Origin of the sequence: Thermoactinomyces intermedius, from assembly GCF_013912365.1 — a bacterium.
GTDB lineage: Bacteria > Bacillota > Bacilli > Thermoactinomycetales > Thermoactinomycetaceae > Thermoactinomyces > Thermoactinomyces intermedius.
The window spans coordinates 31,105-44,290 of sequence record NZ_JACETT010000019.1; the positions used below are offsets into that span (position 1 = coordinate 31,105).

Consider the following 13,186-nt stretch of genomic DNA (forward strand, 5'->3'; position numbering starts at 1 on the left):
CCACCCCTTTTTTAAGAGATGGTTTTGCTCATTTCCCCCGGATTCTGAAGGGAATCTTGCTTGGCCGACTGGATGAACAACCGGGCCAATTCATCATAACCCATTTGGTTGGGATGCACTTCATCGGCAAAATACTCTTTGCGGTTTAAAAACGACGGATACGGATCCACCATATTCACCCGGAACCGCTTGCACAAACCCGAATACGCCCGGTTCAACATCTGGACAAAGATCTTCGCCTGTTCGATCCCCAGCTCATATGCCGGCAACGGAATGTAAAATCCCAGCAGATAAACGGTCAGGCGGGGATTTTGCCGCCGGATCACCGAAAGGATTTGCCGGACATTGCTTTGTACCATGCGGGAAGATTTCAGGATTTCCCCGACGGTCAGCTTTCCTTTTTCAAACAGCTCGATGAAATCGCATCCGCCCGTGGTCACGGTCAAGTGGGTCAAGCGCGGGAGGAGCCGTTGGAAAGCCGAATGTTGCACCAGCTGCAACAACTCGGTGGAAGTCATTCCCGAAATCCCCCAATTCCGGAAGTGACAGTGATCGGAATGCCTTAAATAACGGAACAGCTGGACCACGAAATGTTGTTGGGGACTGTTTGCCCCGATTCCTTCCGTCAATGAATCCCCGATGGCCAAATAAGAAACCGCGGCTGGTGGCTCATTATGCATCAAGACCCTCCCTTCTCATTTCGCCTTTCAAATGAAACGGCATGGGCAATGCAAGGAATCGCTTCGCCCTGCTGATAAGAAACCGGACTGAGCAAGGCACCGGTTGCCACCACCAGGATCCGGTCATACTCTCCTTCTTCCATCGCTTTCAATAAATGACCGTAGGTCACCACTGCACTGCTGGCACACCCGCTGCCCCCGGCGAAGGTTTGTTGATCCTGGGTGTAGATCATCAAACCGCAGTCTTTGAATTTGGATCCCATGTTGTAACCTTCATTTTCCAACAGCTCCCTGGCAATGGGCAATCCCACGCTGGCCAAGTCCCCGGTGACGATCAAATCATAATCATCTGCTGTCCGGCCTGTATCCTGAAAATGGGTTTGAATCGTTTTGGCCGCGGCGGGTGCCATGGCTGATCCCATGTCAAACGGATTTTTCACCCCCAAATCCGTCACCTTGCCAATGGTCGCATAGCGAATTCCGATGGTTCCCGTCCCTTTTCCGACAACACAAGCTCCGGCGCCGGTGACCGTCCATTGAGCCGTATCCGGTTTTTGCCCTCCGTATTCCGTCGGATAACGGTATTGCCTTTCGGCCGTGCAGTTATGGCTGCTGACACCGGCCACGGCATAATCGGCATATCCCCCGTCCACCAAAGCAGCGGCCAATGACAACGAAAGCATGGAAGTGGAACAGGCGCCGTATACGCCCAGCAGGGGAATTTGGTTTGTTTTGGCGGAAAAGGAAGCAGAAATGTTTTGGTTTAATAAATCGCCTGCCACATAGAAATTGATTTGCCCGGGGGTCAGGTTGGCTTTTTCAATGGCGATTTGCACCGCATCTTCCAACATTTTGCGCTCGGCTTTTTCCCATGTATTTTCGCCCATGTATAAATCGGAATACACTTTGTCATAACGATCCTTCAACAGCCCTTCGCCTTCCATGGGGCCTGCCGTGGCCGCACTGGAAAGCACACACAGGTCTTCAGAAAAACTCCATGTACTCGTCCCGATTAATTTACTTTGATTCAATTCCATCTCCCCCGATCATTTGATCCAATGAAAGAAAAAGTAGTGAATGATGCCGATGAAAAACGCCGCAACGGTTCCAAAGACAATCACCGAACCGGCCAGTTTGAACATGTTTCCACCGACACCCAGCACAAACCCTTCGGAACGGTGTTCCAAGGCGGCAGAAGCAATGGAATTGGCAAAGCCGGTCACCGGTACGGCCGTTCCCGCTCCTGCCCATTGACCGATCCGGTCATACACTCCCAACCCCGTCAACAAACAGGAGAGAAAAATCAATGTGGCCACTGTCGGATTTCCGGCTTTCTCCGGCGGAAACCCGAACCACTTGACGTACATTTGCGACAACCCTTGTCCCAGCATGCAAATGGCTCCGCCGACCACAAATGCTTTCACACAGTTTTTCAGCACATTGGGCCGCGGTTGATGTTTTTTTGCCAGTTTTTGATACGCTTCTTGGGGTTTTTTATCCACATTGGCTGACGAGATCTTATCGCTCACGTTTTCTTCGCTCCTTTTCAACCAGTATCTTCTTTTAGATTGCGGCCTTTTCGCCCACTTTATGCACCCGGATTTTTATGTGAAAAGCATGCAAAAAAACCATGCCGCCGGCGTTTCACCGGCAACATGGCACAAACTCACTGGAGGTCATTGGATGCATTCGGATTGTGCGTTTCGGAGATTTCGTTCAAAGCCTGGCTGGCCTCATCCTGGAACTGCGGCTGAACCGCCAGATCTCCGATCGAAACAACTCCGACCACGCGGTTGTTTTCCACCACGGGTAAACGTCTCACTTGCGCTCTTGCCATCAATTCAGCGGCTTCATCCACCGTCATGTCCGGTGTCCCGTAAACAAGATTGGTGGACATAATGTCACTGACAGAACTGGAATTCGGCTTCTTGCCTGCAATTCCCCGTGTTACAAGGTCCCGGTCTGTAATCACGCCTTTTAACTCGCCGTTTTCCACAACCGGTATCATCCCGACATTGGAACTGCGCATTTTGTTTGCCACTTCATACACATTGTCCTGCGGCGACACGGCTTCCACATTGGTCGACATGACTTCGCGTAAAGTATGCATCAGAATCCCCCCTTGGGTTATATCCTTTGCCAGGGAGGGACAACTCATTCCTGACACTGCCCGGGAATTTTCCCTATTTCCTCCAATTCCAATCCCATTTCCCTCAAGGCCATCCGGATCAATAATCCGGCTCCGATTTTCATGGCCCTTTCATCAAAATCAAACATCGGATGATGGTGCGGATACCGGAAATCCCGATCATTTCCCGCCCCGATAAAGCAAAAGGCGCCAGGACGTTCCTTCAGGTAATAACTGAAATCTTCACCGGCCATTAAAGGCTCCATTTCCTTCACACAGGAAACTCCGTCAACCTTTCGCGCTTCATCCATTAACCGCCGGGCGGACCGGGGTTCGTTGGAAACGGCGGGATATCCCCACTCATAGTAAAACTCGCAATCCGCCCCGTACATGCGGCAAGTGGTCTCGGTGACTTCTTTCATCCGGCGGACAATCAACCGGCGGACTTCTTCGTTGAAGGTGCGCACGGTTCCCTCCAGCCGGCAATGTTCCGCAATCACATTGAAAGTTTGCCCCGCCTGGATCGTTCCCACTGAAATCACTGCCGGTTCCAAGGGGTTGACTTGCCTGCTGATGATGGATTGCAAATGAACCACCAAATGGGCGGCAATTTGCACCGCATCGACAGCTTCATGCGGCAATCCGGCATGGCCGCCCCGCCCTTTGATCTCGATCCGGAACGCATCCGCCGCCGCCATCAACACCCCCGGACGGGACCCGACCGTGCCGAGGGGAAGAGGCGTCCACAAATGGGCCCCGTAAATCACATCCACCCCTTCCAATGCGCCGTCTTCAATCATGGCTTTGGCTCCTCCGGGAACCAACTCTTCAGCCGGCTGAAAAAGAAACAAAACATTCCCGCGCAACTCTTCACGCAACTCTGACAACAAAGTGGCGGCTCCCATCAGCATGGCCATGTGTCCGTCATGCCCGCAAGCGTGCATCACACCCGGAACAGTCGAACGGTATTCGCACGTTTTCTCATCCTGAATCGGCAAGGCATCCATATCCGCGCGCAACGCGACCGTGGGCCCGTCGCCTTTTCCTTTGAGCAAACCGGTCACGCCGTACCCGCCGACTTCCGTTTTGACATCCAGATTTAAACTTTTCAGATAGCCGGCTACCTTTTCGGACGTATTCCGCTCCTGAAAAGAAGGTTCAGGATATTGATGAAAATGGCGGCGCCACTTTTGCATGAGGGGAAAAAGACGATCCAGTCGTTCTTTCATCTGTTCCGGCACTCCTCTCTTCCCTTTTTCGCTCTGCCTCCATACCCCTTTGTCCGGTTGCTTTGTCAAAGCGTTCGTACTATGATAAAAAAGGATTGAATACGGTGCCAATACAAAGGAGGCGCACAGGAATGATTTTTTATGACAGTAAAACCAAAGGGATCAAAAAAGAATTCGGCGAAATGGAAAAATTAATGAAAAAATTGGGATTCGTCCGCTGGTCCTGGGATTATGAACGGGTCACATACGATTACAAACTGTCGGCCAATGGCGTGAATTATTACCTGCGTCTGAGCGGCGATGTGGTGAACGATAAACGGTTGGAACACCCGAAAGCATTGCTGGAGTTGGGCACTCCCGTGTTTTCCCGTCACTTCTTCCCGCACGGCCTGGATGACACAGCCGAAGTCCCGGAAGAATTGAAAGAAAAAGTCCAACAACTGCTGAATGATTTGGAAAAAGCTTTGCTCGAAGAGAAAAAATAAAAATTTGGGACAAAAGAAGAGGGTGTTTTGGCTTCACCCTCTTTTTCAACGCAACTCCCCGTTACCGGCTTGGACGGCCGTTTCCTTAACATGGACGCCGTCCACTTTGACATTGACTTCCACCACATGTAACCCCGTCATCGTTTCCACGGCTTCTTTCACGTTTTGTTGGAGTTCCCGGCATACTTTGTGAATGGGTTGGCCATAGTCCACGATGACTCTTAAATCGATGGCCGCTTCCAAATTGCCCACTTCGACTTGCACGCCTTTGGTGATGTTCTTCCCGCTCACCCGTTTGGCGATCCCTTCAGCCATCCCGCCTGACATGCTGGCGATTCCATGGGTTTTCCCAGCCGCCAGCCCGGCAATCACGGCAACCACGTCGTCGGCAATCCGGATCGTCCCTTGATTGCTTTCTTCAGCCACGCATCATCCCCCCTTGTCGTCAGAATGGCCCCCGGTTATAGTTTAGCACAACCATCCCGCGGAAATCCGGTCAACTTACCTTATACCCGGCAATTTTCACCATGGTTTGCACCTGAGAATGGTTGAGATTCACCTTATAACCATAATATGTTTTATCTTCCATCTCAATTTCTACAGGAACAATAAATTTTCCTTTCAAAAGCTTCGTAAACAATTGGTTTGCTTCCATTTCATCCAGGTGAAATTTTCGCATAAAATCATTTTTGATCCACGTGCTTCCATAACTTTTTCCGATATTGTTGGGGTCATGATACCATTCATAAATCTGCACCACCGCATTATGAATCAAGCGATCCAGCCGCGTCAGATTCTGAAATTCATTAATATTCAAAAATTCGAAGAGATTGTGGGTTTGGTCACAAAACTCATGCAACTGAGCGGTTCGGGATAAACTTTCATCACAAAGGCAAAAAAGTTCAACCTGCTTTCCTCTTGACCACAGGCGGTCCAAAAGCGGGATCATGTCCTGATCCGCACTGACGATCACGAACGTGTTGATTTCGGGAATTTCATATAACACTTCCATGGCATCCAAACACAACTGAATGTCCGCCGCATTTTTCCGTTCCCGGCCGTTTCGCCCGTTCCCGTACACCTGGTGGATGTGAACCCGTTTCTTTTGCAGGCTCATCATGGACAAATCCAATTGCTCAAAATCCGCATATGCTTCCATGAGGCGGATGGCATCCCGTCCGTAATGTTCTTGCAGGCGCAAAAATAAATTATGGGTCTCATCCGGGTGATCCGGGTCCATATGATACTTTTTGAGTCCGTAATACACATTTTCCAGATCAATAAATATCGCTATGTCCTTGGACACGGGAGTCATTGAACGTCCCTCCCTTCATAAAATGGAGTATGTTCAATTATTTCGATTTTTTACAGAGATTTCCTGCCGTAAACTTTCGAAATCGTCTTACAGATACTTTGATAGGATTTGACATTTTTTTGCGTTTCCGTATGACAAAATGTTTTTTTGTTCAACATAAACCACATCTGATGGAATGAGGGGTGCGCAGGATTGAATAACAAATGGTTTTATCCTTTATTGATTCTTTCCACCTTGCTCAGTGCAGGGGCCCACTACTTTCTGGACCACCAATTCATCCAATTTGTCGCGGCTTCATTCTCTCTTTTGCTGTGGGCTGCGTTGTTGGGAAAAGCAACGGAAAATGTGGCCCATTATGCCGGGGAACGGTTGGGGGGGCTGTTAAATGCCACCTTCGGCAATGCGGCTGAATTGATCATCGCCATTTTTCTGGTGAAAGAGGGATACTTCGACATGGTCAAAGCAAGCATCACCGGTTCGGTGATCGGAAACTTGCTGTTGGTGCTGGGACTGAGTGTCCTTTTCGGAGGGATGAAACATAAAACCCAGCGCTTTAATGCCGAACTTGCCGGCCACAATGCATCCCTGATGATGCTTTCCGTGATCGCCTTGTTTATCCCGGCCGCCTTTATCCAATCGCTCGGGGAGCCGGAGGTCGGAATCATCAGCATGATCATTGCTTTCTTCCTGATTATCGGCTATTTTTTGTGGCTTTATTTCTCTCTTGTCACGCACAAAGACGAATTGGGGGACACCGTGAACGGTCTGCCGGACCGGGAAGAAGAAAAAGAGGAACCGGTTTGGTCCGGGAAAATTTCCCTCCTCATTCTTTTCATTTCCACGGTTTTTGTGGCAATTCAAAGCGAATGGCTTGTACACAGCGTCGAAGCCGTCGCTCACACCCTCGGCTGGTCCCAGTTGTTCGTCGGCGCTTTTCTGATTGCGATCATCGGAAATGCGGCCGAACACAGCGCCGCCATCCTTCTGGCCATGAAAAACCGGATGGGAGCCGCCGTGGAAATTGCCATCGGAAGCAGCCTGCAAATCAGTCTCTTTGTGGCCCCCGTCTTAATCTTTGTCAGCCGGTTGTTTCAAAAACCCATGGACATTCTCTTCACTTATCATGAAATTGCAGCCATTGCCGTCTCTGCATTGATCACCGCATCCATTTCCCGGGACGGGGCGACCAACTGGTATGAAGGGGTTTTGTTGCTGATCGTCTATTTTATTCTGGGCGCGGTCTTTTTTGTATCCTGAATCCCAAAAGAAAAAAGACTCCTCTTTTTCAAAGGAGTCTGTTCATCTATGACATATTATCATTAGACTTAGGCAAAACCTTGGAATAAAAATCAGCTAATTTCCGTTCCAGATCATGAATGATTTGTTGTCCTTGCTCTTTTTCAATTAATCCTGCCCGGACGGCAAAATCGATTTCCCTGGATAAACCAAACATTTGTGTATCTAAAACTTCCTCATACAAAGGACATTTTGGCAAGGTGAGATTATCAAGCTGTACGGAAATAAGTTGAGCGATTTTATCTGCATCTTCTCTGAGTAATTGCAAAGCCTTGAAACTCAAATCGGTCTGTGTTGGTATGGTCAAAGCAAACCCCTCCATCGACCGCCGTCATTGCAATTGGGTTGCTTAAAACGGCCCGTTTTCCCTGCGTTAAAGTTAGTGTATCATGACCCCCTCCGTTTGTAAAATACCGAATCCCGTTATTAGAAAATACTTAAATCCAATTCCCTCGAAAGATCTTCCAATAATGCAACCCCCCCGATGCTGTTTCCCTTTTCGTTCAGGGCCGGGCCGAACACTCCGATTCCCATCTCCATCGGCACGGAAGCCAGAATGCCTCCCGAGACCCCGCTTTTTGCCGGAATTCCCACTTTGATGGCAAACTCCCCGGACTCATTGTACATGCCGCATGTCACCATAAAGGTTTTCGCCATCCGGGAAACATAAACCGGAATCACCATCCGGTTGTCAAAAGTTTGTCCGTAGCGGGCCAGGCATAATCCGATTTTGGCAAGGTCTTCACAGGTTACCTGGATTGAGCATTGAAGCAGATATGCTTCCAATGTTTCCTCCACCCGGTCGATCAGATTGAGTTCTTTCAACAAGTGGGCCAGTGCCCGGTTCCTGTGCGCCGTTTCATATTCGGAACGAAAAACTTCTTCATCCACTTCAATCTCTTTGCTTCCTGTCATTTCCTCGATCAACCGGATGATCCGCCCCGCCTTTTCCCGTGCCGTTCTCCCTTTGATCAGGGAGGTCACCACCAACGCCCCGGCATTGATCATCGGATTTAACGGCTTTTTCCACTTCATCATTTCCATATTGTATATGGAATTAAAAGGATCGCCGGTGGGCTCCATTCCCACTTTGGAAAAAACTTTGCGGTCCCCGTTGTCCATCACCGCCAGCATCAAGGCAATCACCTTGGAAATGCTTTGCAGCGTGAAGCGTTTCGGAAACCGTCCGGCCTGATACACTTTTTGATCCTTGGTGACAACGGTGATCCCCAACTGGGACGGATCCTGTTCAGCCAATACGGGAATATATTCGGCACACTTGCCATATCGGGTTGTGGGCAAATGTTTTTCAATCAAACGCTCCAGTAATTTTTGCATTTCGGCTTCCTTCTTTCCGAAGTTTCTTTTATGGATTATGATGTCCGATTCGGGATTTGTTATTTTATTGTTTGCTCTTTCTTCGATATAATGAAAACGTTATAAAATTCATTTCGTTTGGGTGATCATAATGAATTCCGTCATTCAGGTAACCGGAGATGTAAAATATACCATTCATTTGGATCCGACCATTTGGATTTTTGATGAGCGCCGTTTCCCTCTGGAGGAGCGTCTGGACGGAGTGAGCGGTCTGGCTGTGGAATTGGCTCCGTTTCTGGCCAATGCCGAACCTTCCGAGAAAGCAACCAAGTTGATTTGTCGTCGCCGTCAGGGCGAAGATGTTGTCATTTCCATGGAAGAAGCCAAAAAAGCTTATCTGTGTTTTGCCAAAGACAACAAACCGATCCGGGAAGGAGGCCCGGCGCTGCTGTATTTGGCAGACGGCAGCAACAAGGATCAGCCGGTCGATTATTTGACACATCTAGAAGTGGCAGAATGACCCGCCTGCTTGGAAAACGAACGAGGGTGCCGGTAACAGGCCCCCTCGTTCTTCTGTTTTCTCACCGGAAATGGCGGTATGTCTCCTTCCAATCTCCGCCATCGTCCATTCCCTCTTCCGTTCCGCCCAAAGCCGTTGCTTTCTCATTTTCGAATCATGAAAAAAGTTCCCGACGCATGCGTGATCAATTGATTTTTCTCATTCCTGATCTCACAAGTGGCGGTTGCCAAATGGCTTCCCATCTTCAGCAGTTTGGCTCTGGAAATGAGCCGATCGCCCGTTCCCGGCGACAAATAATTGATTTTCATTTCGGCCGTCACGGCTCCCCGGTATTGATCCGGCATCCGCCGGTTGATCAATGATCCCATCGTTGAATCGGCCAGTGCAGCCGTGATGCCCCCGTGGACAATGCCGGCTTTATTCAACATGAACGGAGTGATCGGAATGGAAAACTGATACTCATCCTCCCCGATGAATTCACCCTTCAGTCCCATAAAACCGGACAAATAGGCACTGTTGCGATCCCTTCTTTGCTGGATGGCCTGTACAGCCAAGGATAAAATTTCCCTTTCCTCATCGTTGCCGTCCCGGAGAATGCTGTCCAGTTCCTTTCTGAGATCCACTTTTTCTCTCTCCTTTTCTTGCCAAAATGATCCCGTATCAAAAAACAAGCCGTCTGGTGAAAACCGCACGGCCTGAGTTTCACAAACCCGGTTTACGCCATGTTTGAAAGCAAATAATGATACAAAAGCAGATACGTGTTTTCCAAGGCATCCCGATGCGTCCGTTCATAAGCATGAGAAGCATCCACCCCCGGGCCGATCAAAGCGTGCTTCACATCATACCCTGCCCGGACCGCGGCACTAGCATCGGAAGCATAATGCGGATAAATGTCCACATGATAAGCAATGTGATGCTCCTCGGCCAACCGGATCAAATGATTGGTCAACCCGTAATGATAAGGACCCGAACCGTCTTTGGCGCAAATGGACACGCTAAATTCATCCGATGCCTGCCCTTCCCCGGTCGCTCCCATGTCAACCGACACATATTCGCAAACAGGAACCGGGATCCCGGCATTCGCCCCAAAACCCACTTCTTCAAAATTGCTGAAATAAAAATAGGTGGTGTAAGGCAGTTTCGCCCCGGATTCTTGCAAGTGGTTTAAAAGCTCCAGCATGACGGCCACACTGGCTTTGTCATCCAGGTGGCGGGCTTTGACAAAGCCGGTATCCGTTTGGACAACGGACGGGTCAAATGAAACAAAGTCCCCCACCCGGATTCCAAGCGCCTCAATCTCTTCCCGGGAGCCGGCCCGCACATCCAGCCGGACTTCCATGTTTTCATCGGAGCGTTCTTGTTTTTCGGCATCATGATACACATGAACCGACGTATGGGAAGCGAGGATGGTTCCGGTAAACACCTCACCTTTTCTCGTCTCCACAAAGCAATAAGCCCCGTCCACGGAAAACCAGCCGAACCCGCCGATTTTGCTCAATTTTAAACGCCCGTCTTCCTTGATTTCTTTCACCATGGCGCCCAACGTGTCCACATGAGCCGTCACAAACCGGTGTTTGGTGTCGTTTTCTCCCTTGATGGTGACAAGCACCCCTCCTTTGTTGGTGAACACCGGCTGCAGTCCCGCCTTGGTCAACCGGCGGCCGACATATTGAATCGCATGCTCGGTATGGCCGGAAGGACTTTGAATTTGCATCAATTCCACCAGAGTGTTTAAAACTTGTTCTTCCGGAAAATTCATGATTCATTCCCCCTTCAGCTTTTAGAAAAAAGAGGCCCCCTTCCATCTGATTATATGAGAAGGAAGCCTCTTCCTCTTGGCCGCTGATTCTCTTTATTTTTTTTCTACGCTTGCAACATGAGTTTCTCCTGCTTTTAAATCTTCTTGTTCTTTAAATTCGATCTTCCATTCAGCCGATTGAGGAAAAACCACCGGCGAAACCGGCGACTTTCCTTTCTCCTTCAAGAAATCCACATCCACCTTCAGCAATTTTTGCCCGACTTTGACCGAATCGCCTTCACTGACAAAGGTTTCAAATCCCTCGCCGTTCAACTCCACGGTGTCAATACCGATGTGGACCAGAATTTCCAGGTCATCCGCTGTTTTTAAACCGATGGCATGCTTCGTCGGGAAAAGATGAATCACTATTCCGTCGACCGGGGACACCACTTCCCCGCCGGCCGGATCCACCGCAAATCCTTCCCCCATCATTCCTTGGGAAAAAACCTGGTCCGGCACTTCTTCCAATGATACAAACCGTCCGTTCATCGGGGAATAAACTTCAATGCTTTTCTTTTTTTTCTTCCAAAAAAACATGTTTTTGCCCCTCTCTTTGATCCATTTTGTTTATTTTAGATTTTCCGGATTGAGCGGAATCAAATCGTCCACTACAAAGAGCCCGTCTTTGCGGATCAGTTCGCCGTCAAAATAAATTTCTCCGCCGCCGTACTCCGGCCGTTGAATCAAAACAAGATCCCAGTGAATGGCCGAGCGGTTGCCGTTATCTGCTTCATCGTAAGCCCGTCCCGGCGTAAAATGGAAACTTCCGTTGATTTTTTCGTCAAACAAGGTATCCTTCATCGGATGATGGATATGCGGATTCAAACCCAAACTCCATTCCCCGACATAGCGGGCTCCTTCATCGGTGTCCAAAATTTGGTTTAACCGCTCGGTGTCATTGGCGGTGGCTTTCACAATTTTTCCGTCTTTGAGTTCAAAGGAGATGTTTTCAAAAGTGACTCCCTGGTACACCGACGGGGTGTTGAACGTAATCACGCCATTGATGGAGTCGCGGACCGGAGCCGTAAACACTTCCCCGTCGGGAATGTTCATTTCCCCTGCACATTTGACCACCGGAATTCCTTTGATGGAGAAGGTAAGATCCGTTCCCGGCCCCACAATCCGCACTTCATCCGTTTGTTCCATGCGTTTCACCAGCGGATCCATGGCTTTGGACATTTGTTCATAATCCACATTGCACACACGAAAATAGTAATCCTCAAAAGCCTCCGTACTCATGTTGGCCAGCTGGGCCATGGACGCGTTGGGATAACGGAGAACCACCCATTTCGTGTGTTTCACCCGTTGCTCGCTATGTACCCGGTGATTGAACAGGCTCATGTACAATCGCATTTTTTCTTCGGGAACATCACTCAGTTCACTCACGTTGTCATTGCCCCGGATCCCGATGTAACAATCCATGGATTTCATCTGTTCCAACGCATGATATGTTAACGTTTCCATATGTTCTTCAGAAGTTCCCATCAAAAGCGCACGGGTGATCATCTGGTCGTTGAGCTGCACGTACGGATGCCCGCCCGCTTTATAAACCTCTTCGATCAATGCACGGGCCAGTTCCCGTTCTTTGCCGAATACATCGATCAGAACTTTTTCCCCCGGCTTAACTTTGCAGGAATGGTTCACCAAAATTTCCGCCAATTTCAAAACACGTGAATCACGCATTTCTTCATCCCCTTTATGGTTCAATGTCACTGTGTTGCATCTGTTTCTTGTCATTTTTATATTCTAACACTTCTTTGCCATGAGCGTACAACCTTTTCATCCCCGCCGGTCCGGTGTACAATGGAAACCATACTTGCGAAAACATGAAATCAACCGGTCTGACCGGAGAAACGGAGGGCTTTCCATGTTTGCTTTTGAAGAGGTAAAGGGAGACAAAACCACTCGTTATGCGTCCATGCAACAACAACTGTCCGCCCTGTTGGAAGGCGAAACCTTCTGGCTTTCGAATTTATCCAATGCCGCCTCACATTTGTTTCATTCCTTGCCCGACATCAACTGGGCCGGTTTTTACCTGATGAAAGACGGCGAATTGGCTTTGGGGCCTTTCATGGGCAAACCGGCTTGTGTCCGGATCCCCGTCGGCAAAGGCGTGTGCGGAACCGCCATCAAAGAGGAGCGGCCGCAACTGGTGAAAAACGTCTTGGAGTTTCCCGGACATATCGCATGTGATGCCGACAGCCGTTCCGAAATCGTCATCCCTTTGTCCGTTAACGGAAAAATCATCGGCGTTTTGGATATTGACAGCCCGAAGGAAGCCCGTTTTGATGAGGAAGATCTGGCCCAGCTGGAAAAGTATGCCGACATCTTGATCCAAAAGACGGACTGGAGTCCGCTCTTTAATAACTGAAAAAACCCCGGGGTTGTCTCCAACCCGGGGTTTTCAAACCTTCCCGT

17 protein-coding genes are annotated in these 13,186 nt (G+C 49.3%); 4 read left to right on the plus strand and 13 right to left on the minus strand.

Annotation, left to right across the window (positions count from 1 at the left end):
• Nucleotides 1-11 precede the first annotated feature (11 nt).
• The 5 genes from H1R82_RS04840 to H1R82_RS04860 form a co-directional block, all read right to left on the minus strand.
• Nucleotides 12-680, minus strand: a complete 669-nt coding sequence (locus H1R82_RS04840; RefSeq protein WP_181731099.1) for an SGNH/GDSL hydrolase family protein — start codon at nt 678-680, stop codon at nt 12-14.
• A complete protein-coding gene (gene spoVAD / locus H1R82_RS04845; RefSeq protein ID WP_181731100.1) occupies nt 680-1,717 on the minus strand; it encodes a stage V sporulation protein AD in 1,038 nt (345 codons plus the stop codon). The genes H1R82_RS04840 and spoVAD overlap by 1 nt, the downstream gene beginning before the upstream one ends.
• Before the next feature lie 9 nt (nt 1,718-1,726).
• Complete coding sequence (gene spoVAC / locus H1R82_RS04850; protein WP_309544792.1) at nt 1,727-2,209, minus strand: stage V sporulation protein AC; 483 nt, start codon at nt 2,207-2,209, stop codon at nt 1,727-1,729.
• A 137-nt stretch (nt 2,210-2,346) separates the two neighbouring features.
• Nucleotides 2,347-2,790, minus strand: a complete 444-nt coding sequence (locus H1R82_RS04855; protein ID WP_181731101.1) for a CBS domain-containing protein — start codon at nt 2,788-2,790, stop codon at nt 2,347-2,349.
• Nucleotides 2,791-2,834: 44 nt separating this feature from the next.
• Nucleotides 2,835-4,037: a M20 metallopeptidase family protein gene (locus tag H1R82_RS04860; protein ID WP_181731102.1), complete on the minus strand. Its 1,203-nt coding sequence runs from the start codon at nt 4,035-4,037 to the stop codon at nt 2,835-2,837.
• A gap of 131 nt (nt 4,038-4,168) precedes the next feature.
• Here H1R82_RS04860 and H1R82_RS04865 point away from each other — a divergent pair, with 131 nt between their 5' ends.
• Complete coding sequence (locus tag H1R82_RS04865; RefSeq protein ID WP_181731103.1) at nt 4,169-4,522, plus strand: YugN family protein; 354 nt, start codon at nt 4,169-4,171, stop codon at nt 4,520-4,522.
• A gap of 45 nt (nt 4,523-4,567) precedes the next feature.
• Here H1R82_RS04865 and H1R82_RS04870 read toward each other — a convergent pair whose 3' ends face one another.
• Both H1R82_RS04870 and H1R82_RS04875 read right to left on the minus strand, forming a co-directional pair.
• On the minus strand, nt 4,568-4,948 hold the full coding sequence (locus H1R82_RS04870; protein ID WP_181731104.1) for an Asp23/Gls24 family envelope stress response protein: 381 nt from the start codon (nt 4,946-4,948) through the stop codon (nt 4,568-4,570).
• Nucleotides 4,949-5,018: 70 nt separating this feature from the next.
• Nucleotides 5,019-5,837, minus strand: a complete 819-nt coding sequence (locus tag H1R82_RS04875) for an NYN domain-containing protein (RefSeq protein WP_049720451.1) — start codon at nt 5,835-5,837, stop codon at nt 5,019-5,021.
• A gap of 192 nt (nt 5,838-6,029) precedes the next feature.
• On the opposite strand from H1R82_RS04875, the gene cax reads away from it, so the two are divergent.
• Entirely contained in the window at nt 6,030-7,094 is a 1,065-nt protein-coding gene (gene cax, locus H1R82_RS04880; protein ID WP_181731105.1) for a calcium/proton exchanger, read from the plus strand.
• A 46-nt stretch (nt 7,095-7,140) separates the two neighbouring features.
• Here the strand turns inward: cax and H1R82_RS04885 are convergent, their stop codons facing one another.
• Entirely contained in the window at nt 7,141-7,455 is a 315-nt protein-coding gene (locus H1R82_RS04885; protein ID WP_181731106.1) for an Fpa/YlaN family protein, read from the minus strand.
• 104 nt (nt 7,456-7,559) lie between these two features.
• The gene (glsA, locus tag H1R82_RS04890; RefSeq protein ID WP_181731107.1) at nt 7,560-8,471 is read right to left on the minus strand and encodes a glutaminase A; all 912 of its coding nucleotides are present in this window, start codon (nt 8,469-8,471) and stop codon (nt 7,560-7,562) included.
• 130 nt (nt 8,472-8,601) lie between these two features.
• On the opposite strand from glsA, the gene H1R82_RS04895 reads away from it, so the two are divergent.
• Nucleotides 8,602-8,970 (plus strand): hypothetical protein, encoded by a 369-nt coding sequence (locus H1R82_RS04895; protein ID WP_181731108.1) that lies wholly within the window; start codon nt 8,602-8,604, stop codon nt 8,968-8,970.
• A 143-nt stretch (nt 8,971-9,113) separates the two neighbouring features.
• Here the strand turns inward: H1R82_RS04895 and H1R82_RS04900 are convergent, their stop codons facing one another.
• The 4 genes from H1R82_RS04900 to H1R82_RS04915 all read right to left on the minus strand — a co-directional run bounded on the left by H1R82_RS04900 (nt 9,114) and on the right by H1R82_RS04915 (nt 12,451).
• Complete coding sequence (locus H1R82_RS04900) at nt 9,114-9,593, minus strand: PaaI family thioesterase (RefSeq protein WP_181731109.1); 480 nt, start codon at nt 9,591-9,593, stop codon at nt 9,114-9,116.
• 92 nt (nt 9,594-9,685) lie between these two features.
• On the minus strand, nt 9,686-10,729 hold the full coding sequence (locus H1R82_RS04905) for a M42 family metallopeptidase (protein ID WP_181731110.1): 1,044 nt from the start codon (nt 10,727-10,729) through the stop codon (nt 9,686-9,688).
• A 93-nt stretch (nt 10,730-10,822) separates the two neighbouring features.
• Complete coding sequence (locus H1R82_RS04910) at nt 10,823-11,305, minus strand: PTS sugar transporter subunit IIA (protein WP_181731111.1); 483 nt, start codon at nt 11,303-11,305, stop codon at nt 10,823-10,825.
• A gap of 30 nt (nt 11,306-11,335) precedes the next feature.
• Entirely contained in the window at nt 11,336-12,451 is a 1,116-nt protein-coding gene (locus tag H1R82_RS04915) for an aminopeptidase (RefSeq protein WP_181731112.1), read from the minus strand.
• Nucleotides 12,452-12,635: 184 nt separating this feature from the next.
• Here H1R82_RS04915 and msrC point away from each other — a divergent pair, with 184 nt between their 5' ends.
• Complete coding sequence (gene msrC / locus H1R82_RS04920; protein ID WP_181731113.1) at nt 12,636-13,139, plus strand: free L-methionine (R)-S-oxide reductase MsrC; 504 nt, start codon at nt 12,636-12,638, stop codon at nt 13,137-13,139.
• The last annotated feature ends 47 nt before the right edge of the window (nt 13,140-13,186 follow it).

What these genes read in the sequence shown, in the direction of transcription:
- H1R82_RS04840 (WP_181731099.1), bottom strand. Translation starts at nt 680, where the DNA reads ATGCATAATGAGCCACCAGCCGCGGTTTCTTATTTGGCCATCGGGGAT.
- spoVAD (WP_181731100.1), bottom strand. Translation starts at nt 1,717, where the DNA reads ATGGAATTGAATCAAAGTAAATTAATCGGGACGAGTACATGGAGTTTT.
- H1R82_RS04855 (WP_181731101.1), bottom strand. Translation starts at nt 2,790, where the DNA reads ATGCATACTTTACGCGAAGTCATGTCGACCAATGTGGAAGCCGTGTCG.
- H1R82_RS04860 (WP_181731102.1), bottom strand. Translation starts at nt 4,037, where the DNA reads ATGAAAGAACGACTGGATCGTCTTTTTCCCCTCATGCAAAAGTGGCGC.
- H1R82_RS04865 (WP_181731103.1), top strand. Translation starts at nt 4,169, where the DNA reads ATGATTTTTTATGACAGTAAAACCAAAGGGATCAAAAAAGAATTCGGC.
- H1R82_RS04875 (WP_049720451.1), bottom strand. Translation starts at nt 5,837, where the DNA reads ATGACTCCCGTGTCCAAGGACATAGCGATATTTATTGATCTGGAAAAT.
- H1R82_RS04885 (WP_181731106.1), bottom strand. Translation starts at nt 7,455, where the DNA reads ATGGAGGGGTTTGCTTTGACCATACCAACACAGACCGATTTGAGTTTC.
- glsA (WP_181731107.1), bottom strand. Translation starts at nt 8,471, where the DNA reads ATGCAAAAATTACTGGAGCGTTTGATTGAAAAACATTTGCCCACAACC.
- H1R82_RS04895 (WP_181731108.1), top strand. Translation starts at nt 8,602, where the DNA reads ATGAATTCCGTCATTCAGGTAACCGGAGATGTAAAATATACCATTCAT.
- H1R82_RS04905 (WP_181731110.1), bottom strand. Translation starts at nt 10,729, where the DNA reads ATGAATTTTCCGGAAGAACAAGTTTTAAACACTCTGGTGGAATTGATG.
- H1R82_RS04910 (WP_181731111.1), bottom strand. Translation starts at nt 11,305, where the DNA reads ATGTTTTTTTGGAAGAAAAAAAAGAAAAGCATTGAAGTTTATTCCCCG.
- H1R82_RS04915 (WP_181731112.1), bottom strand. Translation starts at nt 12,451, where the DNA reads ATGCGTGATTCACGTGTTTTGAAATTGGCGGAAATTTTGGTGAACCAT.
- msrC (WP_181731113.1), top strand. Translation starts at nt 12,636, where the DNA reads ATGTTTGCTTTTGAAGAGGTAAAGGGAGACAAAACCACTCGTTATGCG.